A 26,078-nucleotide genomic window follows, 5' to 3' on the forward strand; every position below is an offset into this window, starting at 1 on the left:
CGGTTGCCGCAGTGCCCCCGCGCCGGCCTGCTGCCGCGGTCCGTTACCCGCATCGTGTGCCCGGAGGTACCCCCCATGCGCTTGACGAGTGTCGGGTCTGCCGCCCTGCTGAGCGCCGCCGTGCTGTCCCTGGCCGCCCCGGCCGCGACGGCGGACGGCGCAGGCGGGCCCGCGTCGTTCGGGTTCACCGTGTCACCCCGGTCGGTCGCTCCCGGTGAGACGGTCACCCTTGCTGCCAGTGGCTGCCGGGCGCCCGGCGTCAGTGTCTCGTCCGGCGTATTCGGCCCGGTCACGCTGCACCACGGGCACCCCGCGACAGTCGTGGTCGACCCGGATGCGAAAGCCGGGAAGCGGTACGAGGTGACTTTCGCGTGCGCCGGGCGGAAGGGCAGCGCGCCGCTGTCGCTCTCCGGCACCCCGGACAAACGCATCAGGGCGGTCCTCAGCGGTTCGCTCACCGACCTGGACACGACCGAGCTGGTCGCGGGCGGTGTCCTCATCGCGGCGGCCCTCGGTGGGGTCCTCCACCTGCGCCGGCGCGGCACGCACGGCTGATCCCGGCCGGTACGGCGGGCCCGGAAGCGGAAGCCCGGAAAGGCCCCGGAAGCGGCGAGCCACCAGAAGCGGCGAGCCACCGGAAGCCCCGGACAAGGAAGTCCCGGAAGTGCGGAACCCCAGACAAGGAAGCCCCGGCGGTGTGACGGACGCCGGGACCGGCCTCAGTGGGCCCCGCACTCCGCCCTGATCAGCCGTGCCGCGTAGCGCGCGTCGAGTGCGGGGCTGTTGAAGCTGTCCGGATGCGCGCACATCCGGGCGCGGCCGGCCGCCGTGGTGCCCTTCCAGGTGAGCCGCACGGTCTGCTCGGTGAAGGCACGCCGGTCGTACGGAGGCGGATTGGTGTCGCCCTCCGTCCGCTGGGTCTGCTGCGTCTGCGCCCCGGGCGCCTCCGCAGGGTGTCCCGTTGTCCCGGGCGTGCGCTGCTCCGGTGTCTCTGTCCGGTGTGTTTGCGTCCTGGTCTGCGACGGCTTCGCGCTCGCCGGATGAAGCACATTGCCGGGGGTGACCGCAGCTGCGGTGAGGGTGGCGCACAGGGCCGCCGCGGCGAGCGCGGTACGCATCAGGGCGGAGTGCATGGCGGGGCTCCTTCGGCTCGTCGGAGGCGGTGTCGGGGCGAGCCGCCCTCGGGCGGGCTGCGGAGGTCCTCACACTGCCGGTGCGGCGACGGGGGCGTCGGAATCGGTCGCGCCGTTGGGGGTGTCGCTCTGCCGGAGCGGTGGGGGCACCGGGAACAGAGCCTGCCGAAGCCGTTCCAGGATGGGCGCGGCCCGGCGGCCCCGCAACCCGGTGCTTTTCCCGGGCGGAAACGCCTGGTCGACGGGGCGCGCGGCAGCCCATGCCCAGTTCGGTCAAATGACAGGTATGAAGCGTTCAAAAAAAGTTCAACCTCTTACCAAGACTTACGGCCGGGCCGACGGGGGGCAGGCCGCGGTGGGCCGGTGGAGCGCCACATCCCAACAGCGGTTATGCCGTACCGTACCGCTCCGGACACGCTCGGTGGCCGATGTTCGTGACCTTGTTCCGCTTGTGCCGGGCGTACGGTTTTCAACAGAAAGTTGATCTAGCGCCAATCCCCCCTGATGTGGGGGTTTCTGGCCAATTCGCCATGTCCTCAAGGGAGTAGACATGTCTGCGGCGGAACAGACGGTGCAGGCAAAGAGCCGGTCACCGCTCCAGCTCGGGCAGGTGGAGCTGCGGGGCATCGCCCAGGTCACACTCAGCGCGAACGCGTGGACGGGACTGCTGTTCACCGTCGCGCTGTTCGCGGAGGGCTGGCGCACCGGCGTGTACGGGCTGCTCGGCGCGGGCGTGTCCACCGCGACCGCCGCGCTGCTGGGCGCCGACCGCGGGAACCTGGTCAAGGGGCTTGACGGCTACTGCGGTTGCCTCACCGGTATCGCCCTCCTCGTCTCGTTCGGCCCGTCGGGACGCACCGTCCTGCTCACAGTCCTCGGCGCGGCGGTCTGCGCGGTGCTGAGCGCGGCGGGCGGCCGCCTCTTCGGGCGCATCGGGCTGCCGGTGCTGACAGCCCCGTACTGCCTGGTCGCCGGGGTGCTGGTGATCGCGCTGCCGACGGCCCCGGCCGTGACGGGGGCCACCGCGCGGGTCGGCGGCTTCACCTCACTGACGGCGGCGGAGGCCGGCCGGGCGTTCTGCGACGGCATCGGGCAGGTCTTCTTCCTCGACAAGTGGTACGCGGGCCTCATCCTGCTCGTCGGGATCCTCCTCACCTCGCGTGCCGCCGCCGTCGCCGCGGCCGGTGCCAGCGCCCTGGCACTGCTGACCGCCTGCGCCGCCGGGCTGCCGGCCGACCGGATCACCCAGGGCCTCTACGGCTACAACGGGGTGCTCTGCGCCATCGCGCTCGCCGCCACCTTCCTGACCCTCACCCCGTGGACCGCCGGATACGCCGCGCTCGCCGTGGTCGCCTCGGTCCCGTTCACCGCCGCCTGGGAGGCGTTCACCCGGCCGTCCGGCGGATCCCCCTTCACCTGGCCGTTCGTAGTGACGACCTGGCTCTTCCTCGCGGCGGGTCCAGCGCTGGGCCGGCCCGGCATCTCGTTCGAGAAAGCAGAGTGACGCCATGAATCTCGCACCACGCGAAATCGACAAGCTCCACGTCTATGTGGTGGCCGACCTGGCCCGCCGCCGCAGGGCCAGGGGAACCAAGCTCAACTACAGCGAGGCCGCCGCGCTGATCACCGAGGCCGTCATGGAGGCGGCCCGTGACGGACACACCGTCGCCGAGTGCATGGAGCTGGGCCGCAAGGTCGTCGCCCAGGACGACGTGATGCCCGGAGTACGGGAGATGCTCACCGTCCTCCAGGTCGAGACGGCGTTCGTCGACGGGACGAAGCTGGTCACCTGTCACGACCCGATCAGCGCCTGAAGCCTGCAGTCTGAACCACCGAGGAGACAGAGATGTCGGGCGGAGCCCACTACCTCTACGGAGATGACCCCGTGGAGATCAACGCCAACCGGGCCACGGTCAGGCTCACGGTCGCCAACACCGGCGACCGCGCCGTCCAGATCGGGTCGCACTACCACTTCTTCGAGATCAACCGCGCGCTGCGCTTCGACCGTGAAGCCGCCTTCGGTATGCGTCTCGACATCCCCTCCGGCACCGCCGTGCGCTTCGAGCCCGGCGACACCCGCGAGGTCGACCTGTGCGCCTTCGCCGGCACCGGGCGGCTCGTGGGATTCGCCGGGCTCGTCAACGGCGGCCTGTCGGCACCCGACACCAAGCGCAACGCACTGCGCCGCGCCGCGGAGCTGGGATTCACACAGGCCGGCAGCGCTGCCGGCACGGACAGCACAGGGAACACGCCCGGCGCCGACAGCACCCCGGGCACCGAGGGGACTCAGCACTGATGGCGATCATTCCGCGCAAGCAGTACACCGACCTGTTCGGCCCCACCGTGGGCGACCGCTTCCACCTCGCCGACACCAATCTGGTGGTCGAGGTCGAGTACGACCACAACGCCGGTTCCTACGGCGAAGAGGCCGTCTACGGCGGCGGCAAGGCCATCCGTGACGGCATGGCCCAGGACCCGTCGGCGCTCAACCGCGAGGGCGCCCTTGACCTGGTCATCACCAACGTCGTGGTCATGGACCCGGTCCTCGGCGTCGTCAAGGGCGACATCGGTGTCCGCGGCGGTCTGATCGTCGGCGTCGGCAAGGCCGGCAACCCGCAGCTCCAGAACGGCGTGGACCCCAAGCTCGTCATCGGCCCCGGCACCGAGGTCATCTCCGGCGAGCACCTGATCGCCACCGCGGGCGGCGTGGACACGCACATCCACTTCATCGCCCCGCAGCAGGCCCAGGAGGGCCTGTCCAACGGCATCACCACCTTCTTCGGCGGCGGCACAGGCCCGACCGACGGCACCAACGGCACGACCTGCACCCCCGGCCCGTGGAACATCCACCGGATGCTGGAGGCCGTGGAGGACATGCCGGTCAACGTGGGCCTGCTCGGCAAGGGCAACGGCAGCCGGCCCGAGGCACTCCGCGAGCAGATCGAGGCGGGCGCGGCCGGACTGAAGGTCCACGAGGACTGGGGCGCGACCCCGGCCACCATCGACACCGCGCTCAGCGTCGCCGACGAGCACGACGTGCAGATGGCCATCCACACCGACACCCTCAACGAGGGCGGCTTCTTCGAGGACACCCTCTCCGCGATCAACGGCCGGACCATCCACACCTTCCACACCGAGGGTGCGGGCGGCGGCCACGCCCCGGACATCATCCGGGTCTCGGGCGAGGCGAACGTACTGCCCGCGTCGACCAACCCGACCCTGCCGTACACCGTCAACGCGGTGGACGAGCTGCTCGACATGGTGATGGTCTGTCACCACCTCTCCCGTGACATCCCCGAGGACGTCTCCTTCGCCGACAGCCGGGTGCGCGCCGAGACCATCGCGGCCGAGACCGTGCTGCACGACCTCGGCGTGATCAGCATCTTCTCCTCCGACTCCCAGGCCATGGGCCGGGTCGGCGAGTCCTTCGTCCGGGCCTTCCAGACCGCGCACCACTGCAAGGAGCTGCGCGGCCCGCTGGCCGAGGACAGCTCCCGCAACGACAACCAGCGCGTGCTGCGGTACCTGGCCAAGCTGACCATCAACCCGGCCATCGCGGTCGGCGCGGCCGATGTGATCGGCTCCCTGGAGCCGGGCAAGCTCGCCGACATCGTGCTCTGGCCGATGCACTCCTTCGGCGCCAAGCCCAAGCTGGTCATCAAGGGCGGCATGGTCAACTGGGCGCTGATGGGCGACCCCAACGCGTCCCTGCCGACCCCGCAGCCCGTCTACTACCGCCCGATGTTCGGCTCGTACGGCCGCGCCAGGCAGCAGACCTCGGTCACCTTCATGTCGCAGGCTTCCATCGCCGCCGGTGTCCCCGGCGAACTGGGCCTGCAGCGGCGGGCCGAGCCCGTACGGCGCTGCCGCACCATCGGCAAGGAGCACATGGTGCGCAACGACGCTCTGCCGCGCATCGAGGTGGACCCGGAGACGTACAAGGTCACCGTCGACGGCGAACCCGCGACGATCGAACCCGCGGAGCGGCTCCCGCTCAACCACCTCTTCTACATCGTCTGACCCACATCGCCCGACGGCCACAGCCCGACCGCCCCGGCGGTCACCGACGGCCGGATCACCGCGTCACACCCCTCGCACGAACGGAGCCCCGGCATGAACGACCCGATGCCCACAGCGGCGCTGCTCACCGGGCTCCAGCTCACCGACTCGGCCTTCCCCAGCGGCTACTACACCCTGTCGCACGGTCTCGAGGGCTTCCAGCAGGCCCGCGCGGTGACCCCGCGCGGCCTGCCCGGCCTCCTCCACGACCTGCTGCGGCACAGCGCGGGACCGTCCGACGCCACCGCGCTCGCGCTCGCCCACCGGGCGGTCACCGCGGGCGACTGGGCGGAACTGACGGCCGTGGAACAGCGGCTGCACGCCACCAAACTGGGCCGTGAGGCCCGGCAGGCCAGTGTCCGCACCGGGCGCCAGCTGCTCGACCTGGCGGCGGAGGTGTACGGGACTCCGGAGACCGAGCAGTACCGCACCCTCTACCGGGAGGGCGCCGTACGCGGCTGCCAGCCGGTCGTCGCCGCCGTGGTCCACGCGGGCAACGGGGTGTCCGTACGGCAGGCGGTCACCTGCGAACTGTTCGCCTTCGCGGCCAGTTTCGTGGGGGCCGCGCTGCGGCTGCGGCTGACCGACCACCGCCAGGCGCAGGTCGTCCTGCACCGGGCGGCGCCGGTGATCGAGGAGACCACCGAAGCCGCCCTGGAACGGGAGCTCGCCGACATCGGCGGCTTCGTCCCGGTGGCGGACATCATGGCCGGCCGCCATGAGCGGGCCGAGGCGCGGCTGTTCGCCAGTTAGGCGGAGTGCGGCCCTGGCGGTGCCCGCCGTACATCCCGTACGGCCGGCCCGGCCTCGCGGGCCACCCCCGCGAAGTCACCACATCAGAGAAGGATCACCATGCACGACCCCATGCAGGCCCGGCACCACCACCACGACGACGAACTCCTGCGGCGCCCCAAGGACGGCGTCCTGCGCGTCGGGATCGCGGGCCCGGTCGGCTCGGGGAAGACGGCTCTGATCGAGGCGCTCGTCCCCGTCCTGTTCGCACGCGGCCGCACCCCCGCCGTCATCACCAACGACATCTTCACCACCGAGGACGCCGCCCACGTCCGGCGCACCCTCGACGGGATCCTCGACGCGGACCGGATCGTCGGTGTCGAGACCGGGGCCTGCCCGCACACCGCGGTCAGGGACGACCCGACGATGAACCAGGCGGCGGCCGACGAGCTCCTGGAGCGCCATCCCGACGTGGACACCCTGCTCTTCGAGAGCGGCGGCGACAACCTGACGCTCACCTTCAGCCCCGCGCTGGTCGACCTCTTCCTGTTCGTCCTGGACACCGCAGAGGGCGACAAGATGCCGCGCAAGCGGGGCCCCGGCATCACCGAGTCCGAACTGCTCGTCATCAACAAGGTCGACATCGCCCAGTACGTGCGGTGCGATCTGGACGTCATGGAGTCGGACGCCCGCAAGGTCCGGGAGGGGCGGCCCGTGGTGCTGACCAACTCCCTCACCGGGGACGGCCTCGACGCCATCGCCGACTTCATCCTGGCCCACGAAGCCGCCCAGGCGGCGGCTCCCGCGTGACCACGGCGCCCGCGCGGCTGGACCCCGCGCACTACGAACCCCGGCGGACCCCGGCCAGGCTGCTCGGCCTGGCCGGTCCGGCGGACACCCTGGCCGCCGGGCGCCCCGGCAAGGTCGGCCTGCTCGAACTGCGCTACGCGCGCGTCGGCGACCGCACCGAACTCGTCGACCGCTACCAGAAGTCACCGCTGCAGATCATGCGGCCGCTGTACATCGACCCGCACCGGCCGGATCTGCCGGTGACCTATCTGATGTCGACCGGTGGCGGCATCCTGCAGGCCGACCGGAACCGGATCGACATCGAGTGCGGGCCCGGCACCGCCGTGCACCTGACGACCCAGGCCGCCACCAAGGTGCACCGCATGGAGTTCGACCACGCGACGCAGCTGGTCAACCTGACGGCGGGGGAGGACAGTTATGTCGAGTACCTGCCCGACCCGCTGATCCCGTACCGCGACGCGCGCTTCTACCAGCACACCCTGGTGACGGCCGACCCGTCGGCGACCGTGCTCCTCGGCGAGACGATCGCGGCCGGGCGGCTGGCCCGGGACGAACGGCACGCCTACCGGATGCTCTTCAGCGACCTGGAGGTGCAGCGCCCGGACGGCTCGCTCCTCGCGGCCGACACCGTACGCCTCGAACCCCACGGCCCTGGCGGGGTGACCGGGCCCGCGGTCTTCGCGGGTCACGACCTGATGGCCTCGCTGTACGTACTGACTCCGCTGGCCCCTGCCGCGCTGGTCGCCGACACCCTCCACGACGCGCTGCACGGCACCGGTCTGGTCTTCGGGGTGAGCGTGCTGCCCGACGACGCGGGGGCGTGGGCGCGCGTCATGGGCAGTGACTCCCCGGCCGTCACCCGCGCGCTGCGGGCCGCGTGGGACGCCGTACGCCGACTGCTGATCGGGGTGCCGGCCCCGGACCTGCGCAAGACCTGACGGCGCGGCGGCGCGGCGTCGCGTCGGCGCGTCGGCGGACAGTGCCTGGCGGACGGGGCGCAGCTCCGGGCTCTGGGGGACGAGGCCACCGCGGCGGCGGCACCACGCTCGGTGCGGTCTCCTGGAACGCCCCCACTTCCGGGCTGGTCGAGCGCCTGGGCCAGACTCCTCAGCTGAAGGACATCCACGGGACTGCACCCAGCCGAGGAGGAACACAGTGAACGAGCAGGACAGCGCCGTCCTGGAGGCGGCCGGCCGTGGAGACACGGCAGCGGTACGGGCTGCCCTGGCGGCCGGCGCCGATCTGGAGGCCCGCGACGCGCACGGCCGCACCGCTCTCCTGCTCGCCGCCATCGGCGACCATGTCGAGGCCGCCCGCCTCCTGGTCGCCGACGGCGCCGACCCCGACGCCCAGGACGACCGGGACGACAGCCCCTGGCTGGCCACCGGTGTCACCGGAAGCGTGGCGATGATGCGCGTACTGCTGCCGGCCGGACCGGATCTGAAGCAGCGCAACCGGTTCGGCGGGATCGCGCTGATCCCGGCGTCCGAGCGCGGTCATGTCGACTACGTACGCGCCCTGCTGCGGGAGACCGACATCGACGTGGACCACGTCAACCAGCTCGGCTGGACAGCCCTGTTGGAGGCGGTGATCCTCGGCGACGGAGGCCCGGCGCACCAGGAGATCGTCGGGCTCCTGCTCGCGGCAGGTGCCGCGCCCGGCCTGCCGGACGGCGACGGGGTGACGGCCCTGCGCCATGCGGAGCAGCGCGGTTTCACCCGGATCGCCGACGCGCTGAGGGACGCCGGGTGAGGCGGACGCCGCAGCACCGGAACAGCTGAGCTGCCGGGCCCGGCAGCTCAGCTGTCCTGGAGGTGTCCACAGGTCCACATCTGCGAGGAATTTGGGTGATGTAACGAGCATTAGCCAGCTGATTTACGCCAAGGGTAGGGCAGATGCAGTATGGGGGTGACGGATTCCCGGTAGGTGCGGAGGCGAAGGCGGTGGCTGGTGTCGCGGAGGGTTCCGGGGTGCGGGAGCCGTCGCACGGGCCCCGGGGGTCCGCCGGGTGGCCGGGCTCTCCCTCCGTCTCTGATTCCCTGCTCACAAGGCGAGGTTTGGATCTTCATGGATGTCCGCAGCTCTGATGGCAGCGCCGGTGATGTCGACTACGGCGGCATCGGTACCGGCTATGTGAACTACCGGCGGCCCGATCCCCGGATCGCCCAGGTCATCGCGGACGCCCTCGGTGATGCCAGGAAGGTCGTCAACGTGGGCGCGGGGGCAGGTTCGTACGAGTCAGCCGCGCCGGCCGTCACGGCGGTCGAGCCGTCGGAGACCATGCGGGCCCAGCGCTCGACGGGCCTGCCCAGGGCGGTGGACGCGGTCGCGGAGAACCTGCCGTTCGCGGACGGGGAGTTCGACGGCGCGATGACCCTCTTCAGCGTGCACCAGTGGTCCGACGTCGACGTGGGCCTGCGCGAGATGCGCCGGGTGACCCGGGGCCCGGTGGCCGTGCTGACCTGCGATCCGGCGCTGGTCAGGGATTTCTGGCTGTACGAGTACGCGCCCGAGGTCCTCGACACCGAGGCCCGGCGCTACCCTGCGATCGGCACCATGGCCGAGGCGCTCGGCGGCACCGCCAGCGTGCGGGCCGTGCCGATCCCGCTGGACTGCACGGACGGTTTCAACGAGGCGTACTACGGGCGCCCCGAGATGCTCCTCGACCCGGCCGCGCGGCAGGCGTGCTCGGCCTGGAGCTTCGTGGACGACGGGGTGCGCGAGCGGTTCACCGAGCGGCTGCGCGCGGATCTGGACTCCGGGGCGTGGGACGCGCGCTTCGGCCATCTGCGCAGCCGGCCGTACTACGAGGGTTCGCTCGTCATCGTGCGCGCGACACCGCATGAGGCACTGGAACAGGGACAGGCGCAGGGACAGGCATAGGCACAGGCCCGGGCCCAGGAAACAGAGGAACAGCACCATGGCGGTACCTGACCGGATGGATGAGCAACTGCGGGCGCTCGGCCTGGAGGAGGCGCAGCGCAAGGCCGTGGCCCTCTTCGCGGAGGTCGAGGGGCGCGGCCTGGTGGCGCCGGGCGCCGGAGAGAAGGAGGTCAGCGACCGGATCCGCGACCTCGCGAACGACATGTTCGGGACGACGAAGCACTGGCACAAGCGGATCGTCCGCTCCGGCCCGCACACGATGTTCCCGTACCGGGAGAATCCGCCGGACCGGGTGATCGGGGAGGACGACATCGCGTTCGTCGACTTCGGCCCGATCTTCGAGGAGTACGAGGCGGACTTCGGGCGTACCTTCGTCCTCGGCGGTGACCCCCACAAGAAGCGGCTGCGCGACGACCTGGCGACGGTCTTCGCGGCCGGGCGTGAGGCGTTCAGGGCGGCCCCTGACATCACGGGCAAGCGGCTGTACGCCGAGGTCGAGCGGCTGGCCGCCGACGCCGGCTGGACGCTGGGCGGCTGGCACGCGGGCCATCTGGTCGGCGAGTTCCCGCACGAGACGATCGACGGGGCCCGGACGGAGTCGTACATCACGCCGGACAACGACACCCCGCTCCGCCGTACGGACCGGGCCGGCTGGCGCTGCCACTGGATCCTGGAGGTCCATCTGGTCGACGAGGAGCGCCGCTTCGGCGGTTTCTACGAGCAGCTCCTCGACCTCGCCTGACCGTCCGGCAGGGGCGGCGGCGGGGACGGAGGCGGGTCGGCAGGCACGCGCCCGGAACTGGCGTCCTGCCCGGCCGAGTTGGTGTGCGAAGCTGTCGGCACCGTCCGCCGGTGGGGAGCCGGGGCGGTCGTCGAGAGGGGCGCAGTGTGGGACAGGACGGCGGCTTCAGTGCCGAGAGGATCGACACCAGCAGACCGCACCCGGCGCGGATCTACGACTACCTGCTGGGCGGCAAGGACAACTACCGGGTCGACCAGCAGGCCGCCGAGGAACTCGCCGCCGCGGCGCCCGAGGTACGGATCGGCGTACGGGCCAACCGGGCCTTCCTGCGGCGCGCCGTCCGGCATGTGGTCGGCAGCGGTGTCCGGCAGATCCTCGATGTCGGCACCGGACTGCCCACCTCCCCGAACGTGCACGAGACCGCCCAGGAAGTGGCATCCGACGTGCGGATCGCGTACGTCGACAACGACCCGATCGTGAACGCCCACGCCGACGCCCTGCTCAGCCGCTCCGGGGCGACCAGCGTCGTGCTCGGCGACCTGCGGGACCCGCGGGCCATCCTGGACCACCCCGAGGTCCGCCGGGTCATCGACTTCGACGAGCCGGTCGCCGTGCTTCTCATCGCCGTCCTCCACTTCCTCACCGACGCCGAGCAGCCGGCGCGGGTCGTCGCCACCCTGCGCGACGCGCTGCCGGCCGGCAGCTTCCTGGTCCTCTCGCACGCCACCGGCGACTTCGCCGACCGCCGCGGCGCCCAGGCCGTCTACACGAACGCCACGGCCACCCTGAACCTGCGCCCGCGCGCCGAGGTGGAGCGGTTCTTCGACGGCTTCGAACTCGTCGAACCGGGCCTGGCCCAGGTGCCTTTCTGGCGCCCGGACGCCCCGCCGCCCGCCGGGGCGGACGAGATCGGCTTCTACGGAGGGGTGGCCCGCAAGACCGTCTGACCCGGACCTGCGGCCGGTCCTTCCTGCGTGGACACGGCGGTGCAACGGTAGCCACTCGCAGTCGGACTGCACCCCGGCCGCGTGCCGTACCTACGCGCACTCCCGACAGGCTGCGGAACGCCCGGTGTCCAGGCGGAAGCCCTTGCCGGGAAAAACCCTGATGTGTCTCCAGACCTGGCGCGGTGTCCCCGCGGTCCGGCGCATCCGCGGCGTCAGCTGACCGGGCGGGCGGGGCGGGCAGCGGCCATCCGGCGGACCGGGCGCACCCGTGCGGAGGGCGTTCGGGTCCGACGGTGCCCGACACCCCGGTGAGCCGTAATTCGTGTGCTTAACGTGCCGGGCATGAGTCGCACCAGCCTTCTCTCCGTGACCGCCTGCGCCATGTGCCCGAGCGCTGCCCCCACCGAGCGCGACAGGGCCCTGGCCGGTGGAGCCCCCACCGGGCGTGGCTACCACGTCGCACTGCACACACCCAGCGTGTTCGGCGCGCCCGTGGACTACCATCCGACCGCGCTGCTCATCGGAACCGGGGGCGAGGGGCGGCCGGTGCCCGGTCCGCGCGGCCTCATCCCCGCCTCGCGCTCGTACACCCCGCTCGAAGGCCACTCCGGCAGCAGGCCGCCGCTGACCGATGGGGGAGCGGCGGCCGTCATCAATGACGCGGCCACCTGGCGCGCCCCCGCATACCTCCATATCTCGGGCGAACGGTGCTCGTACCTGCCGTGGAACCCCGTCCCGGTGACCGGCCACCCCGTCCCGGCCACCGGCCACGCAGCCCCGGTGACCGGCCACCCCGTCCCGGCCACCGGCCACCCCGTCCCGGTGACCGGCCACCCCGTCCCGGTGACCGGCCCCCTCACCCCGGCCACCGCCACCGCCCCCGCCCCCGCGGCCGGTCCCGTTCAGGCAGGGCCCGGCCCCGGTCCGCGCGACGCAGCCGTCGCCACGGGCACCCCCTCGGGCCTCTGGTACGCGGCGGGCGGCGCGCTGCTGCTGGTGATCGCCGGGGTGGTACTGGTCCGCAGGCGGGCCCAGCACTGACCGGTCCCGCCGAAGCGCCCCCGGCCACAGAACTCAAGCCCCTCCGGCCGGGGGCGCGGGCGTGCGCTCTCCCGGGCGGGGTAGGCACCTCCCCAGCAAGCCCGGGAGGATCCGGCGGATCCAGCGACCAGGGCCGGGCCGGAGAGCGAAAGCAGGAGGACCATGGCGGTTCCGAAAACGACGGTGCTCGTACTGGACTGTTCCGAGCAGGCAGAACTCGCGGATGGGGACCGACCCCGACGTCATGGAGGTCATCGGCAACCACGGCGTCCACCTGGCGGTCCGCAAGGACCACGGCTACGCCCCGCCGAGCTGGCCCCGGCCCGACGACGCCTCGCAGGCGCACCTTCGCATCCTGGTGTCCCAGGCCGACATGGACGAGGCGGAACGTGAGGCGATCGGCCTCGGTGCGCGGCCCCTCGACACCAAGAACAACGGCGGCCGGCGCGATGTCAGGCTGTACGCCGACCCCGCCGGCCACTCGTTCGCGCTCGTGGTCTCCCGCGCGGCCACAACGCCGGGCGCCTGAGCCCCAGGCATCTGAGCCCCCGCCCCCAGGCATCTGAGCCCCCGCGCCCGGGCCCCTATGCCTGGGCGGCGGGCAGCCCGGCGGCGAACTCGGCCTGGCGGGACCGCCGCAGCAGCCGGACCGCCTCGCGCCGGACCTTCCCCGATTCGGTACGCGGCAGGTCGTCCACGAACTCCAGGAACCGCACGAGCCGGGGCGCCGGAAGGCGTTCCCGCAGATGCGCGAAAAGTACCTCGGCGGTGGCCCGGCTGGCGTTCCACCCGGCGGAGAGCACGACGTACGCCTTGGGGACCAGCTCCTGGCCCTCGGACACCGGCACCACGGACAGTTCGGCGACGGCGGGGTGCAGCACCAGCACATGCTCCAGTTCGAGGGGCGCGACGCGCACTCCGCCCGGCCCCTCGAACATGTCCTTGCGCCGCCCGAGACAGACCAGGGAGCCGTCCTCGTCCCAGCGGGCCAGGTCACCGGTCCGGTAGAGCCCGCCCCTGGTGTGGCTTCCGGCGTTGTCCTCCGGGTCCAGATAGCCGCGCATCATGCCCACGGGCCTGTTGGCCAGGTTCAGACACAACTCCCCTTCCCGCGCCGGTTCGTCGGTGCCGGGCCTGACCACCACCAGGTCGTACCCCGGCAGCGGGTGGCCCATGGACACCGGGTCCGCCGGGGACGAGGCGGTGACCCCGGCCATCGCGGTGACCTCGGACTGCCCGAACCCGTTGCGGACGGTCACCCCGGCCAGCGCGCGGACCTGTTGGACCACATCGCCCATGAGCGGTTCACCGACGCTGACCGCGTGCCTCAGGCCGGGCAGTCCGCCGGGCAGCCCGGTCCTGATCAGCGCCCGCCAGATGCTGGGCGGCGCGCAGAAGCTGGTGACCTCACCGGTCCGCAGTACTTCGAGCAGCCGCTGCGGGGTGGCCCCGGCGCTGTCCATGGACACCACGGTGGCCTCGGCGTTCCAGGGCCCGAACAGCGAACTCCACGGGTACTTCGCCCAGGCCGGGGCGGAGACATTGAGGTGTACGTCCCCCGGCTTCAGACCGTTCCAGTACATGCTCGCCAGATGCCCGATCGCGTAACTGACGTGTGTGTGCACGACCAGTTTCGGCCGCGAGGTGGAGCCGGAGGTGAAGTAGTAGAACAGCGGCTCGTCGGCGCCGGTGGGGCCCTCAGGTACGAAGCGGCCCTCGTGCCCGGCCGATGCGGCGAAGTCGGCCCAGCCCCGGTGCTCGCCCGCCCCGCCCACGACGATCTTCGTGCGGAGCCCGTCCACCGCGAGCCCCGGCACGATCCGGTGGTCGGCGATCACATGCCGGGCCCCGGCCCTGCGGATCCTGGTGCGCAGTTCCTCCGGCGCGATGGTGAGGAAGGCGGGCGCGACCACGGCCCGGATCTTGATCAGTGCGAGCATCAGCTCCCACAGCTCGATGCGGTTGTCCATCAGCAGCATCACCACATCGCCCCGGCGCACGCCCTGCGCCAGCAGCCAGTCGGCGACCCGGTCGGAACGCCGGGAAAGCTCCTGGAACGTCAGCTCACCCTGCCCGACAACGCGCAGGGCCACCCGGTCGTTGCCATCGGCGATCCGGTCGAACCAGTCGACCGCCCAGTTGAACCACCGTGGCCGCGGCCACCGGAACGCCTTGCGCGCGGCCTCCTGGTCGTCGGCGTGGTGCAGCAGGAGGTCCCGTGCGGCCCGGAACTCCCGGTACGCGTCGTCTTGCCCCGGCACAGCTGATCCCCAATCGGTGGAAGGCGTCGATCACTGGAAGGCGCCGGACTTGGCCCGGCGCAGCACGCTGAGCGCGATCACGTCGGCGTCCCTGGAGAACGAGGTGGGCACGCCCGGCCGGCCGTTGCCGATCTGGGTGAACCAGCACGCCCCTTCGGTGGGGATGCCCAGCGCGTACACGGCCCGGTGCGGGCGGCCTTCGGCGGTGACCACCCGGCGCTCGGCCGGTGTGATGTGCAGGGCGCCGGTCTCGAAGACCTCTCCGGCGCCGTCGTGCACGAACCCGGCAGCCATGCCCTCCTCGGCGAGCTGCCGCATCAGCGGGTCGGTGTTGTGCACCAGCCCCGTGGCCGGGATACGTGAGTCGATGAGTACGTCGCAGTGCCTGCGCGAACCCTCGACGGCCGGGGACTCCAGGAAGAACCGGTCCGCCCCGGTGTCACCGCCGTGCACCACGTCGGGCCCCACCACTTCGAGCACCCCGGCGTCGATCAGAGCCAGGAACTGCAGGGTGCGTTCCAGCGGTGGCCCGGTGAACAGCGGCGAGGTCCGTGAGACGAACCGGCCGAGGAAATCGGCCCGGTGGGACCCCGGGGTCAGGCCGCCGAAGTCGACGGCGTGCCGCAGTACCTCACGGGAGTCCCGGATCGCGTCCAGCGCGGCCTTGAGCGGACTGTCGATGTTGCCCTGCCCGGCCTCGGTGACGTCGGCGAGCAGGATGCGCCGTACTTCGGCGACGAGGGCGTCACCCGAGCCGAACCGCTTGGGGTGCAGCGGTCTGGACAGCCGGTCCAGGTCGACCGGGTCCACGTCCTTGAGCCCGTGGCTCAGCGCCACCTCGCGCCAGCTCGCCAGATCCGGGCCGAGTGCGTGCAGCTCGGCGGCGACGGCCTCGGCACGCTCAGGCCCGTGCTGGGCCCTGGCCTGGGTGGTGTAGTACACGTGGTTGATCTCGGCCTGCAGCAGGGAGAGCACGTCCTGGTCGAAGTCCAGGGCCGGGCTGCCCCGGTGGGCCGTATTGCGCTCGCGCAGCCGGCCGACGGCGGCCGAGGTGAGGAATCGGGGTGCCGAGCGGCCGGTCACGCCCTTCTGGTTGCGGCCCCGTGAGCGGATCGGCAGCCCACTGCGTGAGCCCGCCACCACCCGGGGCTCCTTGCCGCCGGGCACGTAGAACATCGTTCCGTCGACGGTCTCCTTGAACTTCCCGCCGCGGCCTACGGTGAAGGACATCAGGATGTCGTAGAAGGACAGGCCGAGCCCCACGACACCGACCGCGGAGCGCGGCGCGACCGAGGCCAGGTCCAGATCGGCCGCCGAGTCCCCGCTGAGATAACGGAGTCCGGGCCTGCGCCGGGCGAACCGCGCCAGCCCGGGGCGGTGTTCCGCGGGCTCGGCCCTGGCGTGCCCGGTGGTGATCACCACCGCGTCGACGGTCAGGGTCTGCGGGCCGTCCGGAACGCTGTCCGGACCGGTGTCCGGATCACTGCCCGGATTACTGCCCGGAGTGGACACCTGGAGTTCGTAACTGTTCCCGTTCTCGCGTAACGAGGTGACCCTGCCGACCACTTCGACGACCTGGCCGAGCCCGGACATGCCACGCACCACCGCGTCGTACACATACCGCAGGTAGCGGCCGTAGGCGTACCTGGGTGCGTAGTCGTCATGGCCGAGACCCGACAGCGCCGGATCCGGCTGGGTGCGTAACCAGTGCAGGAAGGACAGGCCGGCGCCCGGCCGGCACGGGCCGCCGTCGGAGACCCCGGAGAACATACTGATCTCACCGACCACCGTGTTCATCAGGAAACAGGTCTCCTGGTCGGTGCGCCAGATACGGCCGGCCCCCAGTTGTACCGCGTCGATCAGCCAGATCCTGACGGTCCGCGGCTCCGGCCGGTCCGCCAGATTGGCCACGATCCGCTCGAACACCGAGATCCCGCGTGGGCCGGTGCCCACGATCGCGACGTTGAGCACCTCGTCGGTAACGTGTCGCACGACCTGCCACCCCCCATCTGGACGTTCGTCCTCAGCGCGCTGCGGCGCCCAGGTCGGTCATGGCCGGCAGCCGGCCGAGCGAGGCGGCGATCAACTCGTCCGATGCCGCCATGTCGGTCATGTTCCCGCTGAGGAACTGCTGGTAGGCCGACAGGTCGAGCAGCCCGTGGCCGCTGAGGTTGAACAGGATGACCCGCTCCTTCTTCTCCTTCTTGGCCTGCAGCGCCTCTTCGATCGCGCCCCGGATGGCGTGCGCCGACTCGGGAGCCGGGATGATGCCCTCCTCGTTGGCGAAGGTGATGCCGGCCTCGAACACCGGGCGCTGCGGGTAGGCCACCGCCTCGATCAGCTTCTGGTGGTACATCGCGCTCACCAGGGGGGCGGCGCCGTGGTAGCGCAGGCCGCCGGCGTGGATGCCGGGGGAGACGAAGGTGTGTCCCAGGGTGTACATCTTGGTCATCGGCGTGATGCCGGTGTAGTCGTTGTAGTCCCAGGCGTAACGGCCCTTGGTGAGCTTCGGGCAGGCTTCCGGCTCCACCGCGACGAACCGGGTGTCCAGGCCCTCGCGCACCTTCTCGTGGAAGAACGGCAGTGAGATACCGGAGAAGTTGCTGCCGGCGCCGACCGAGCCGATCACCACGTCGGGGAAATCGCCGATGGCACGGAACTGGCGTACCGCTTCCTGCCCGATCACGGTCTGGTGCAGCAGTACGTGGTTCTCGCCGCTGCCCACCGAGAGGTTGCAGCGCTCCACCTGGCGGGCGTGCTCGAAAGCCTCCGCGTTGGCGATGGACAGACTGCCGTCGGTGTCCGGGTCGCGGGCCAGCGCCGCGCGGCCGGCCTCGGAGTCCTTGTTGGGGCTGGAGATGACCTCGGCCCCGTTCATCTCCATCATGATCCGGCGGTACGGCTTCTGGTCGTAGCTGACCCGGACCATGTAGACGGTGCACTTGAGGCCGAAGATACGGCAGGCGACGGCGAGTGCCGAGCCCCACTGGCCGGCGCCGGTGCCGGTGGTCAGGCTGGTGATGCCTGCCTGCTTGTAGTAATACGCCTGGGCCAGCGCGGTGTTGAGCTTGTGGCTGCCCGTGGTGTTGGTGCCCTCGTACTTGTAGTAGATCCGGGCCGGGGTGTCGAGCAGCTTCTCCAGCCGGCGGGCCCGGTGGAGCGGGGTCGGCCGCCAGCGCAGATACTCGTCGCGCACCGGCTGCGGGATCTCCACGAAGCGCTCCCGGCCCATGCTCTGCCGGTACATCGACAGCGGGATCTGCGGGGTGACCGGGCCACCGTCCCCGCGGGTCTCCGGCCTCGCCTGGCGCAGCTTCGCCGCGTCCTCGACGCCGGTGAGGTCGGACAGCACGTTGTACCAGTGCGTGGGAACGATTTCTTCAGCGGTCAGCGAGGCTCCTGCCGAATTCACCATGGGTTCCGATCCTCGTTTCTAGGAGTTTTCCACGTGCGCCGTGACCAACTTCACGAGATCGCCGACCCGTTTCAGTGGGGCCTCGAATATCTCGCTGTCACCGATCTTGATTCCGCATTCCTGCTCGACTCGGACAACGATTTCAAGAATGGTCAACGAGTCGATTCCGAGCGCGTGCAACTCGTCGTCGAGCCCGATATCGGGCGGCGCGGAAGGGCCGAGTGCGGCCGCGATGATTCCGCGTACCTGCGCGCCGGTCCTCTCGGGAGCGCCTGATGTATCGGGAGTTTCGATTCTTTCGGGAGACGTCACAATGATCCCCTCTTCCCTGAACTGTTCTTCGCTTTCCGGCCGTTCCGCCGGCCCACGGGGCCCGCTGTCTAGGCCATGGGGCCCGTCATCACCGCGGTGCGCAGTCCGAGCAGCAGCAGGACGGCCCCGCTCACCCAGGCCAGTCCCACCCCGACCGCGGGCCGGGCCAGCAACTTCCTCGCCAGGCCGACCAGGGTGACCACCACCGCGTACCAGCCGGCGCTGATCATGATCTGCACGCCGGTGAGCGTGATCACGTCGGCGGGCGTGCCGCCTCCGGCCGGCAGGAACTGTGGGATCAGGGCCAGATAGACGGTGGCCATCTTGGGGTTGGCGGCGCTGGTGACCAGCCCTGACCGGTAGGACCGCCACAGGCTGCCCGCGCTGGACTCCTCGGGTTCTGCCGCCTGTTGGCGGCCGAAGTTCCGCCGGTTGCGCACCGTCGTCACCGCGAGGTAGCAGAGGTAGACGGCGCCGGCCAGCTTGAAGACGGTGAACACCAGTGGGGAGGTCTGTGTCAGCGCGGCCAGGCCGAGAGCGGAGGTTGCCGCCCACATGAGCAGTCCGGTGCTGCTTCCGAGTATGGTCACAAGCCCGGCCCCGCGCCCAAAACGCAGTGTTTCATTCACCAGCACCATGAATGACGGTCCTGGAGCGGCCACCATCGCGAAAATCGTCGCGATGAAAACCCCACTCACCATGGGGCCGCCGCACATCCGATCGCCATTCGACCGGGGTGCGGCGCTAACGCATGCGCATCCAATCGAAATGCCCCTTCCAAGACCCGGCGCCCGGCCGGATCTTGATTGCCTTCGAGTGGAACGCTAGCGGCTTCGGATGGCTGAGGCAACAGTTTGTTGAAGAGGGTGCGGTGTACGGCGAGAAGTTACAGCCCAGTAAGATTCAATTTCAGTCACCCCGGAATGCGACTGTGCCCCCGTCACGTCGCACGGCCTCGTTCGGGGCAGTACACATTCAGCCATGAGCAGATTGCCGAGAACGGCATGAGCGGATCCCCGCCCATTGAGTACCGGACACACCGAACGCGCCGGACACACCGAGGGGGCCCGGCCGGTCGGCGGGGCCCCCTCGGTACGGCGACCGGTCAGGCGAACGGCACCTGGGCGGCCGGAGCGGCGCCCCGCGCGGACGGGTGCTGCCACAGGCCGTCGGCGGCCAGCCGGGGCAGCACCCCCTCCCCGAACCAGTACGCCTCCTCCAGATGCGGGTACCCGGAGAAGACGAACTCCTCGATACCCAGCGCCGCGTACTCCTTGATCCGCTCGGCGACGTCCGCGTGACTGCCGACCAGCGCCGTGCCCGCGCCCCCGCGCACCAGGCCGATCCCGGCCCACAGATTGGGGTGGATCTCCAGACCGCCCCGGCTGCCGCCGCCGTGCAGCGCGAGCATCCGCTGCTGCCCCACGGACTCGCTGCGGGCGAGCCCCGCCTGCACCGACGCCACCGTCTGCTGGTCGAAGCCCGCCAGCAGCCGGTCGGCCTCCGCCCACGCCTGCTCGGAGGTGTCCCGGGTGATGACATGCAGCCGTATCCCGAACCGCACCGAACGCCGCTGCTCCGCCGCGAGCTTCCGGATCCAGGCGATCTTCTCCGCGACCTGCGCCGGAGGTTCGCCCCAGGTGAGATAGACGTCGGTGTGCCGGGCCGCGATCTCGCCCGCGATCGGCGATGAACCGCCGAAGTAGATCTCGGGGACCGGGTCCGGCGCCCTGGCCAGCTTCGCGTCCTCGACGCTGAGGTACTCGCCCCGCAGATCGACCGACTTGCCCGTCCACAGACCCCGGACGATCTCCAGGAACTCTCCGGTGCGGCGGTAGCGGGCGTCCTTGTCGAGGAAGTCGCCGTACGCGCGCTGCTCGTGGCTCTCGCCGCCGGTGACCACGTTGAGCAGGAGCCGGCCTCCGGTCTGCCGCTGGAAGGTGGCGGCCATCTGCGCGGCGAGCGTGGGGGAGACGAAGCCGGGGCGGAAGGCGACCAGGAACTTCAGCCGTTCGGTGTGCTGCGCCACCATCGCCGTGGTCAGCCACGCGTCCTCGCACCAGGCGCCGGTGGGGGTGAGCGCGCCCACGAAGCCGAGATCCTCGGCGGCGCGGGCGATCTGGCTCAGATAGGCGACCGTCGGCGGGCGGTCGCGTCCGCTGGCGGTGGCGGGTGTGCCGTGGCCGCCGCCGACGACATGGCGGCTGTCGCCGTTGGTGGGCAGGAACCAGTGGAAGGTGAGGGGCACGTGGTGTCTCCGTTCGGGGAGTTCCGGGGGCCGGACAGGCAGCGGGAGAGGGGGCTGTCAGAGCAGGCCGTGGCGGGGCGGCCGGATGTCGTCGAGTACGTACCGCCCGATGTGCTGGACCTTCCAGCGGACCGGGTCGTGCAGCGTGTGGGTGCGCGCGTCACGCCAGTACCGGTGCAGATTCAGGGAGTTGAGCGCCGAGCGGGTCCCTGACACCTCGAACAGGGCGCCGGACACCTCCACCGCGGTCTGCGCCGCCTGCACCTTCGCCGCGGCCACCGCGATCGACGCCTCGGCCGCCGTGTCGTCCGTGAGGCCGGCGCGGGCCGCGTCCACGGCCCGTGCGCCGTCCCGCAGCAGCGCCTCCGACGCCCTGAGCCGGACGGCCAGTTCACCGAAGCGCTGGATCAGCAGTGGATCCTCCGCCGCCCTCTCGGTGCCGCTCTCGAACCAGGGGCGGCTCGTGGTCCGTACGAACCGGACCGCCTCGGCCAGGGCGCCCCCGGCGATACCGGTGTCGATCGCCGCGTGCAGCAACTGCGCCACCGCCCCGTGGAGTTGTGGCCCCTGGAAGGTGAGGTGGTGGGGCAGGACACGGTCGGCCGGTACCCGTACGCCCGCCAGCCGGACCGTACCGCTGGCGGTCGTGCGCTGGCCCAGGCCGTCCCAGTCGTCCACGACGGTGAGCCCCGGCGCGTCCCGGGGCACATAGGCCACCCGCAGCGTCTCGTCCTCGGCGCGGGCCAGGACCGGGATCCAGTGGGCGAAGAGGGCGCCGGTGGAGTAGTGCTTGACACCGGTCAGGGTGTACGAGCCGTCCGGCCGTGGTGCGAGGCGGGTGCGGATGTCCTGGACGTGCCGGGTGCCGGCCTCCGACTGGGCGTTGCCGAAGCGTGCTCCGGACAGCAGCTCGCCGAAGAAGAACTTCTGCTGCTCATCGGTGCCTTGGCGGCGGATCACGTTGACGTACACGAAGTGGCTCTGCGGGATCTGGGCGAGGCTGGCGTCGGCGGTGGCCAGCAGCCGGAAGATCTCGGCGAGGGTCTCCGTGGAGACATCCGCTCCGCCGTGCGCGGCCGGGACGGTGACGGCGAGCAGGCCCGACGCGGAGAGCCGGTCCAGCTCCGCGCGCGGGAGACGGCGTTCGGCGTCCCTGGCCGAGGCGTCCGTACGGAACTCGTCGGCCAGCGACGCGGCGACCGCGCGGGCCTCCGCGTCGTCGGCTATGACGTGAGCGGGGGCAACGGGGGCGACGGCAGGATCGGGCACGGCAGGATCGGGCACGGCAGGGCCGGCGGCGGTGGGGGCGGTCCTGTCGCGGTCGGTCCCGGTGCGGGTGATCCCGGTGGGGGCGGTCCTTGCGCGGTCGGTCATGGATCAGCCCGCCGCGGCCAGCAGTGGCGTACGGCCGAGGGCCGCCGCGAACTGGTCGAGCACCTGGGCCAGGGCCTCGCTCGCCCCCGGCGCGACGGTGAGGGAGCCGTCCTCGTGAGTGGTGAGGTCCCTGTCCAGGGTGAACCAGCCCTGGACGATGTGCCCGGCGCCCATGGAGCTGAGGACGGGCCGCAGGGCGTAGTCGATGGCCAGCACATGCGCGGCCGTACCGCCGGTGGCGAGCGGGAGCACGGTCTTGCCGGCCAGGGCGTACTGCGGGAGCAGATCGAGGAGGGCCTTGAGGGCGCCGGAGTAGGCGGCCTTGTAGACGGGGGTCCCGACGACTATCCCGTCGGCGCGGGCGAACAGCTCGGTGGCCTCGACGATCGCGGGGTGGCGGAAGTCGGCACCGAGCAGCGCCTCGGCGGGGATGGTGCGGACGTCGAGCGGGACCACCTCGTGGCCCTGGGCCGCGAGCCTGGCGCCGAGGTGGCGCAGGAGTCTGCTGGTGCGGGAGGTGGGGGAGGGGCTGCCGGAGACGGACAGGACGGTGGCCATCAGGGGTCCTTTCGGGAGGAGCCGGGAGGTGTGCTCAAGCGGACAGGGGTGCGGACTCCGCAGTGCCGTCCGGGAGTTGGGCCTCCAGTTCGCGTACGAGCGGCAGCACACGCCGCCCGAAGTACTCCACTTCCTCGTGGTAGTGCAGGAAGCCGAGGAGGAAGAGGTCGACGCCGAGCTTCTTGTACGCGACCATCCGCTCGGCGATCTGCTCCGGCGTACCGACGAGCCCGGTACGGAAGCTGTCGTTGTACTGCACCAGGTCCTCGAAGGAGGAGTCCTGCCACATGCCCCGGCCGTCGGCGGCCGACCGGCCCGCCTGTCCGACGGCCGCGCCGAAGCCCTCGACGGCCTCGGTGTCGGCCTGCGCGACGATCCGGCGCAGGGTGTCGCGTGCCTCGGTCTCGGTGTCTCGGGCGATGAGGAAACCGTTGAGCCCGAACTTCGGGGCCTTTCGGCCCGCTTCGGCGGCCGACCTGCGAACGTCCTCGATCTGCTCGGTGACTCCGGCGAAGTCCTTGCCGTTGGAGAAGTACCAGTCGGAGACCCGGCCCGCCATGGCACGGGCGGCCGTGGAGTTGCCGCCCTGGAAGATCTCCGGATGGGGGCGCTCGGGCGTGTTGAGCGGCTTGGGCTTGAGGGAGAAGTCACGCAACCGGTAGAAGTCACCGGCGAGTTCGGCATGGTCCTCGGTCCAGATCTGCCGGAGCGCGCGGATGAACTCCTCCGAGCGGCGGTAGCGCTCGTCGTGTTCGAGCCAGGGCTCCCCCAGGGCCGTGAACTCGCCCTTGAACCAGCCGCTGACGACATTGACCGCGAACCGGCCCTTGGAGAGATGGTCCGCCGTGGCACCGAGCTTGGCGAGGACACCGGGGTGCCACAGACCGGGGTGCACAGCGGCGATGACCTTCAGGCGTTCGGTGGCCAGCAGCAGCGCGAGGCTGAAGCTGGTCGACTCGTGCTGGTACTCGGCGCCGTAACTGGCCATGTACCGGACCTGGCTGAGGGCGTAGTCGAAACCGTTGTTCTCGGCGAGAACGGCGAGTTCACGGTTGTAGTCGTATCCCCAGTCGGTGCGCTGCTCGATTTTGCTGGTGACCAGGCCACCACTGACATTGGGAACCCAGTAGGCGAATGTGAGGGGCGCGGGCATGCGGAACTCCTGTTGCGGAATGCTCGGAATTTCAGGCACGCCGAATACGGCAGGCTCGGTCGGGAGCCGGATTCGGACGGTGTGACGACAGCGCGCGGCGACCCGGCCGGACCGACCGGTACGGGCGGCGTGGACGGGGGTGCGGTACGAGCGCGGGCTCGGGCGCGGAAGAAGCAGAAGCTGAAGAGCGGAAAGGCGGCGGACCAGCGAAATCAGGCCGCTGGGCGGATCAGCGAGTCAGGCCGCAGGGACGACAGGAGGCGCTGGAGACGCGAGCGAGGTCGACGTAGCGTCGTCGCGTGAGGCCCTGTCGCTTGTTCATGAACTCGATGCTGGCAGCAGGCCGGGAGAACCGTCAAGGGGAACCCGACCGGTTTCGCGGCGCTGACCATTGAATTTCACGAACCTGTGACAGGGAAACCCTTGAATGGCATGGAAAATCACCCGCATTCTGCTGGGATGCGGACCGAACAACTGGAATACATCGCGGCGGTGACCCGGCTCGGTTCGCTGCGCCGGGCAGCGGAAGAACTGCGCCTGTCGCAGCCCGCGCTGAGCGAGACGGTCAGAAACCTGGAAAGGGAACTGGGCGTCGACCTCCTGGACCGCAAGCGGTCCGGATCGACGATGAGCGCCCAGGGCCGGGAGCTGCTGCCGCACATCGTGAGCGTGCTGGAGGCACTGGACCGGCTGCGGTCCGCGGCCGGCGAGCAGCACCGGATCAGCCGGATGGTGCGGGTCGGCACGGTGAACGCGGCGACCGTGCCGCTCCTCGTGCCTGTGGTAAGGGACTTCCGCGCGACGCACCCGGTCACCCAGGTGGAGGTCGTCGGAGCGCAGCAGACGGAGATCCAACGGGCCCTGGCCGAGGGCGGTTTCGACCTGGGGCTCGTCAACCACCTGGACGGGGACGACGTACCCGCCGGCCTGGAGACGTCCCGGCTCCTGCGCGGCCGGCCGGTGGTGTGCATGCACCCCGACAGCCCGCTCGCGTCCCGTCCGGCGGTCACTGCGGACGAGCTGCTCGGCGAACCACTGGTCGCGATGCGCTCCGGCTATGTCATGCACCGGTTCGTGCACCGGCTCCTCGCGGGCCGCGTACCGGCGTTCTCGTACTCGACCGACGGCGCCGAGATGGGGAAACTGATGGTGGCCGAAGGGCTCGGGGTGACGGTGCTGCCGGATTTCAGCGTGATCGGCGACCCGCTGGAACGGCTCGGCCGGATCACCCACCGGCCGCTCGCGGACGACTCGACGCGTGTGCTGCTGATGCTGCAGCGCCGCAAGGGCGACTCGGTGCCCCAGGCGGCGCGGGATCTGCACCAGGGGTTCGTGGACAGAGCCGGGGAGCTGAACCGGCTGCGGTCCCTGGACGGTGCCGGCCCCGCGGCGGTTCAAGGGATCTGAGCCGGCGCCGGAACGTACACCGCCCCCCGGCTCGCCTCGACGGGACCGGGCTGCTCAGTAATGCCACCGGTTCGCGCCGGCCGAAGAGCCGCACGCGATCCTCCGCCCGGCCGCATCCGTGGTCGTCGCGCCCACGTCGGCGTTCCGGCAGAACTGTCCGGCGTGGTAGCAGTTGCCGGCGTTGGACCGGATGCTGCACACCTGTGTCCTGGCGGAGCCGCCGCCCGTCGACGTACTTCCGCCCGAGGCGGCGCTGCCACCGCCGGATGATGACGACCCGCCGGTGCCGGACGTACTGCCGGACGTACTGCCGGACGTACCGCCGGACTTGCTGCCGGGTACGGCGTGCGGTGGGTGTGTGCATGACTCGCCTGACTCCACGGCCTTGAAGGCGAGCGTGGTGGCCGTGCTGTAGACACCCGAGGACGGTGTCTGGGTGCACACCTTCCAGTTGGACGTGTGCACCACGGAGCGCCCCAACTCGCTGGCGTCCGCGTACGAAACGGACTTCACATGGTGCTTGCGGACGTCTGCCACTGCCTTCTGGAGGTTCCAGTCGGTGTGGTCGCTCACGGGCTCCCTGGCGGCCGGCTTCTTCGAAGGGGGTGCGGAGGGCGAGGCGGACGGGGACGCGGATGTGGCCGGTGTGGCGGACGGAGGAGCGGATATTCGCGCCGAAGCCGACGGTGTGGCTGATGCTCTGTCGTCCTGGCCCCCGCCGGAGCACGCGGAGACGCCCGCGAGCAGAACCGCCAGCCCGGCGGCCGCCAGCCCCCGTGAGACCCGGCGCCTCTTCCTCCCGCCGTCCTCCCGGTCCTGGGCACCGTTGCATTCCGACGATCTCGGTGCATCCCGAAGAGACATGCGACCCCCTGGTCTTTGTTGCCACTCGCTGCCGCGCTCCGAAGCAGATTAGAGGAGATCTTAAGGAGGTTGTGAGGTTCTTGTGAAATTCGGGGGTGGGGGCCGGTGCTTGATGGTCGGTGCACGGGATCCCGAAAGG

25 protein-coding genes and 2 pseudogenes are annotated in these 26,078 nt (G+C 71.0%); 16 read left to right on the top strand and 11 right to left on the bottom strand.

The window, feature by feature from the left end:
• Nucleotides 1-75: 75 nt before the first annotated feature.
• Nucleotides 76-555 (top strand): hypothetical protein, encoded by a 480-nt coding sequence (locus tag G3I19_RS13350; RefSeq protein WP_164263534.1) that lies wholly within the window; start codon nt 76-78, stop codon nt 553-555.
• Between the two features lie 164 nt (nt 556-719).
• Here the strand turns inward: G3I19_RS13350 and G3I19_RS13355 are convergent, their stop codons facing one another.
• Nucleotides 720-1,133 (bottom strand): hypothetical protein, encoded by a 414-nt coding sequence (locus G3I19_RS13355; RefSeq protein WP_164263536.1) that lies wholly within the window; start codon nt 1,131-1,133, stop codon nt 720-722.
• A gap of 550 nt (nt 1,134-1,683) precedes the next feature.
• On the opposite strand from G3I19_RS13355, the gene G3I19_RS13360 reads away from it, so the two are divergent.
• The 14 genes and pseudogenes from G3I19_RS13360 (at nt 1,684) to G3I19_RS13425 (ending at nt 12,876) form a co-directional block, all read left to right on the top strand.
• The gene (locus tag G3I19_RS13360; protein ID WP_164263538.1) at nt 1,684-2,637 is read left to right on the top strand and encodes an urea transporter; all 954 of its coding nucleotides are present in this window, start codon (nt 1,684-1,686) and stop codon (nt 2,635-2,637) included.
• Nucleotides 2,638-2,641: 4 nt separating this feature from the next.
• Nucleotides 2,642-2,947 (top strand): urease subunit gamma, encoded by a 306-nt coding sequence (locus G3I19_RS13365; RefSeq protein WP_164263540.1) that lies wholly within the window; start codon nt 2,642-2,644, stop codon nt 2,945-2,947.
• A gap of 32 nt (nt 2,948-2,979) precedes the next feature.
• Nucleotides 2,980-3,429, top strand: coding sequence for an urease subunit beta (locus G3I19_RS13370; RefSeq protein ID WP_164263543.1), 450 nt, complete (start codon nt 2,980-2,982; stop codon nt 3,427-3,429).
• Complete coding sequence (ureC, locus tag G3I19_RS13375; protein ID WP_164263545.1) at nt 3,429-5,153, top strand: urease subunit alpha; 1,725 nt, start codon at nt 3,429-3,431, stop codon at nt 5,151-5,153. Before G3I19_RS13370 ends, ureC begins: the two co-directional genes overlap by 1 nt.
• Nucleotides 5,154-5,246: 93 nt before the next feature.
• Nucleotides 5,247-5,945, top strand: coding sequence for an urease accessory UreF family protein (locus G3I19_RS13380; protein WP_164263547.1), 699 nt, complete (start codon nt 5,247-5,249; stop codon nt 5,943-5,945).
• A gap of 111 nt (nt 5,946-6,056) precedes the next feature.
• Complete coding sequence (gene ureG, locus G3I19_RS13385; RefSeq protein WP_164263603.1) at nt 6,057-6,734, top strand: urease accessory protein UreG; 678 nt, start codon at nt 6,057-6,059, stop codon at nt 6,732-6,734.
• A 59-nt stretch (nt 6,735-6,793) separates the two neighbouring features.
• Entirely contained in the window at nt 6,794-7,672 is an 879-nt protein-coding gene (locus G3I19_RS13390) for an urease accessory protein UreD (protein ID WP_239074265.1), read from the top strand.
• 113 nt (nt 7,673-7,785) lie between these two features.
• Nucleotides 7,786-7,866: pseudogene (locus tag G3I19_RS37465) on the top strand (heme-binding protein); the annotation flags it as partial.
• A gap of 23 nt (nt 7,867-7,889) precedes the next feature.
• Nucleotides 7,890-8,486: an ankyrin repeat domain-containing protein gene (locus G3I19_RS13400; protein ID WP_164263550.1), complete on the top strand. Its 597-nt coding sequence runs from the start codon at nt 7,890-7,892 to the stop codon at nt 8,484-8,486.
• A gap of 315 nt (nt 8,487-8,801) precedes the next feature.
• Nucleotides 8,802-9,617, top strand: coding sequence for a class I SAM-dependent methyltransferase (locus tag G3I19_RS13405; protein WP_164263562.1), 816 nt, complete (start codon nt 8,802-8,804; stop codon nt 9,615-9,617).
• 37 nt (nt 9,618-9,654) lie between these two features.
• Nucleotides 9,655-10,359: a M24 family metallopeptidase gene (locus G3I19_RS13410; RefSeq protein WP_239074263.1), complete on the top strand. Its 705-nt coding sequence runs from the start codon at nt 9,655-9,657 to the stop codon at nt 10,357-10,359.
• 146 nt (nt 10,360-10,505) lie between these two features.
• Entirely contained in the window at nt 10,506-11,306 is an 801-nt protein-coding gene (locus G3I19_RS13415; protein WP_164263564.1) for an SAM-dependent methyltransferase, read from the top strand.
• A gap of 342 nt (nt 11,307-11,648) precedes the next feature.
• Nucleotides 11,649-12,347, top strand: a complete 699-nt coding sequence (locus G3I19_RS13420; RefSeq protein WP_164263566.1) for a hypothetical protein — start codon at nt 11,649-11,651, stop codon at nt 12,345-12,347.
• Nucleotides 12,348-12,509: 162 nt separating this feature from the next.
• A pseudogene (locus tag G3I19_RS13425) lies at nt 12,510-12,876 on the top strand (VOC family protein).
• Nucleotides 12,877-12,931: 55 nt separating this feature from the next.
• Here G3I19_RS13425 and G3I19_RS13430 read toward each other — a convergent pair.
• The 9 genes from G3I19_RS13430 to sfnG all read right to left on the bottom strand — a co-directional run bounded on the left by G3I19_RS13430 (nt 12,932) and on the right by sfnG (nt 23,668).
• Complete coding sequence (locus G3I19_RS13430; protein ID WP_164263568.1) at nt 12,932-14,608, bottom strand: AMP-binding protein; 1,677 nt, start codon at nt 14,606-14,608, stop codon at nt 12,932-12,934.
• Nucleotides 14,609-14,638: 30 nt separating this feature from the next.
• On the bottom strand, nt 14,639-16,600 hold the full coding sequence (locus G3I19_RS13435; protein WP_164263569.1) for an FAD/NAD(P)-binding protein: 1,962 nt from the start codon (nt 16,598-16,600) through the stop codon (nt 14,639-14,641).
• A gap of 31 nt (nt 16,601-16,631) precedes the next feature.
• Nucleotides 16,632-18,023 carry a TrpB-like pyridoxal phosphate-dependent enzyme gene (locus G3I19_RS13440; RefSeq protein WP_164263571.1) on the bottom strand — a complete coding sequence of 464 codons (1,392 nt, stop codon included), beginning with the start codon at nt 18,021-18,023 and terminating at the stop codon, nt 16,632-16,634.
• Nucleotides 18,024-18,041: 18 nt separating this feature from the next.
• Complete coding sequence (locus tag G3I19_RS13445; protein WP_164263573.1) at nt 18,042-18,335, bottom strand: acyl carrier protein; 294 nt, start codon at nt 18,333-18,335, stop codon at nt 18,042-18,044.
• Nucleotides 18,336-18,403: 68 nt separating this feature from the next.
• Complete coding sequence (locus G3I19_RS13450) at nt 18,404-19,051, bottom strand: LysE family translocator (RefSeq protein ID WP_343235090.1); 648 nt, start codon at nt 19,049-19,051, stop codon at nt 18,404-18,406.
• 389 nt (nt 19,052-19,440) lie between these two features.
• Nucleotides 19,441-20,583: an LLM class flavin-dependent oxidoreductase gene (locus G3I19_RS13455; RefSeq protein ID WP_164263577.1), complete on the bottom strand. Its 1,143-nt coding sequence runs from the start codon at nt 20,581-20,583 to the stop codon at nt 19,441-19,443.
• Nucleotides 20,584-20,640: 57 nt separating this feature from the next.
• Nucleotides 20,641-21,957: an SfnB family sulfur acquisition oxidoreductase gene (locus G3I19_RS13460; protein WP_164263579.1), complete on the bottom strand. Its 1,317-nt coding sequence runs from the start codon at nt 21,955-21,957 to the stop codon at nt 20,641-20,643.
• A 3-nt stretch (nt 21,958-21,960) separates the two neighbouring features.
• Nucleotides 21,961-22,515: an NADPH-dependent FMN reductase gene (gene ssuE, locus G3I19_RS13465; RefSeq protein WP_164263582.1), complete on the bottom strand. Its 555-nt coding sequence runs from the start codon at nt 22,513-22,515 to the stop codon at nt 21,961-21,963.
• A 34-nt stretch (nt 22,516-22,549) separates the two neighbouring features.
• Nucleotides 22,550-23,668 carry a dimethylsulfone monooxygenase SfnG gene (sfnG, locus tag G3I19_RS13470; protein ID WP_164263584.1) on the bottom strand — a complete coding sequence of 373 codons (1,119 nt, stop codon included), beginning with the start codon at nt 23,666-23,668 and terminating at the stop codon, nt 22,550-22,552.
• 459 nt (nt 23,669-24,127) lie between these two features.
• Here sfnG and G3I19_RS13480 point away from each other — a divergent pair, with 459 nt between their 5' ends.
• Nucleotides 24,128-25,075, top strand: a complete 948-nt coding sequence (locus G3I19_RS13480) for a LysR family transcriptional regulator (protein WP_203599525.1) — start codon at nt 24,128-24,130, stop codon at nt 25,073-25,075.
• Between the two features lie 54 nt (nt 25,076-25,129).
• Here the strand turns inward: G3I19_RS13480 and G3I19_RS37470 are convergent, their stop codons facing one another.
• Nucleotides 25,130-25,648 (bottom strand): hypothetical protein, encoded by a 519-nt coding sequence (locus tag G3I19_RS37470; RefSeq protein WP_343235091.1) that lies wholly within the window; start codon nt 25,646-25,648, stop codon nt 25,130-25,132.
• Nucleotides 25,649-26,078 lie beyond the last annotated feature (430 nt).

Origin of the sequence: Streptomyces sp. SID10853 (assembly GCF_010548145.1) — a bacterium.
Classification (GTDB): domain Bacteria; phylum Actinomycetota; class Actinomycetes; order Streptomycetales; family Streptomycetaceae; genus Streptomyces.

What these genes read in the sequence shown, in the direction of transcription:
- G3I19_RS13350 (WP_164263534.1), top strand. Translation starts at nt 76, where the DNA reads ATGCGCTTGACGAGTGTCGGGTCTGCCGCCCTGCTGAGCGCCGCCGTG.
- G3I19_RS13355 (WP_164263536.1), bottom strand. Translation starts at nt 1,133, where the DNA reads ATGCACTCCGCCCTGATGCGTACCGCGCTCGCCGCGGCGGCCCTGTGC.
- G3I19_RS13360 (WP_164263538.1), top strand. Translation starts at nt 1,684, where the DNA reads ATGTCTGCGGCGGAACAGACGGTGCAGGCAAAGAGCCGGTCACCGCTC.
- G3I19_RS13365 (WP_164263540.1), top strand. Translation starts at nt 2,642, where the DNA reads ATGAATCTCGCACCACGCGAAATCGACAAGCTCCACGTCTATGTGGTG.
- G3I19_RS13370 (WP_164263543.1), top strand. Translation starts at nt 2,980, where the DNA reads ATGTCGGGCGGAGCCCACTACCTCTACGGAGATGACCCCGTGGAGATC.
- ureC (WP_164263545.1), top strand. Translation starts at nt 3,429, where the DNA reads ATGGCGATCATTCCGCGCAAGCAGTACACCGACCTGTTCGGCCCCACC.
- G3I19_RS13380 (WP_164263547.1), top strand. Translation starts at nt 5,247, where the DNA reads ATGAACGACCCGATGCCCACAGCGGCGCTGCTCACCGGGCTCCAGCTC.
- ureG (WP_164263603.1), top strand. Translation starts at nt 6,057, where the DNA reads ATGCAGGCCCGGCACCACCACCACGACGACGAACTCCTGCGGCGCCCC.
- G3I19_RS13405 (WP_164263562.1), top strand. Translation starts at nt 8,802, where the DNA reads ATGGATGTCCGCAGCTCTGATGGCAGCGCCGGTGATGTCGACTACGGC.
- G3I19_RS13410 (WP_239074263.1), top strand. Translation starts at nt 9,655, where the DNA reads ATGGCGGTACCTGACCGGATGGATGAGCAACTGCGGGCGCTCGGCCTG.
- G3I19_RS13420 (WP_164263566.1), top strand. Translation starts at nt 11,649, where the DNA reads ATGAGTCGCACCAGCCTTCTCTCCGTGACCGCCTGCGCCATGTGCCCG.
- G3I19_RS13440 (WP_164263571.1), bottom strand. Translation starts at nt 18,023, where the DNA reads ATGGTGAATTCGGCAGGAGCCTCGCTGACCGCTGAAGAAATCGTTCCC.
- G3I19_RS13450 (WP_343235090.1), bottom strand. Translation starts at nt 19,051, where the DNA reads ATGTGCGGCGGCCCCATGGTGAGTGGGGTTTTCATCGCGACGATTTTC.
- G3I19_RS13460 (WP_164263579.1), bottom strand. Translation starts at nt 21,957, where the DNA reads ATGACCGACCGCGCAAGGACCGCCCCCACCGGGATCACCCGCACCGGG.
- ssuE (WP_164263582.1), bottom strand. Translation starts at nt 22,515, where the DNA reads ATGGCCACCGTCCTGTCCGTCTCCGGCAGCCCCTCCCCCACCTCCCGC.
- sfnG (WP_164263584.1), bottom strand. Translation starts at nt 23,668, where the DNA reads ATGCCCGCGCCCCTCACATTCGCCTACTGGGTTCCCAATGTCAGTGGT.
- G3I19_RS13480 (WP_203599525.1), top strand. Translation starts at nt 24,128, where the DNA reads ATGCGGACCGAACAACTGGAATACATCGCGGCGGTGACCCGGCTCGGT.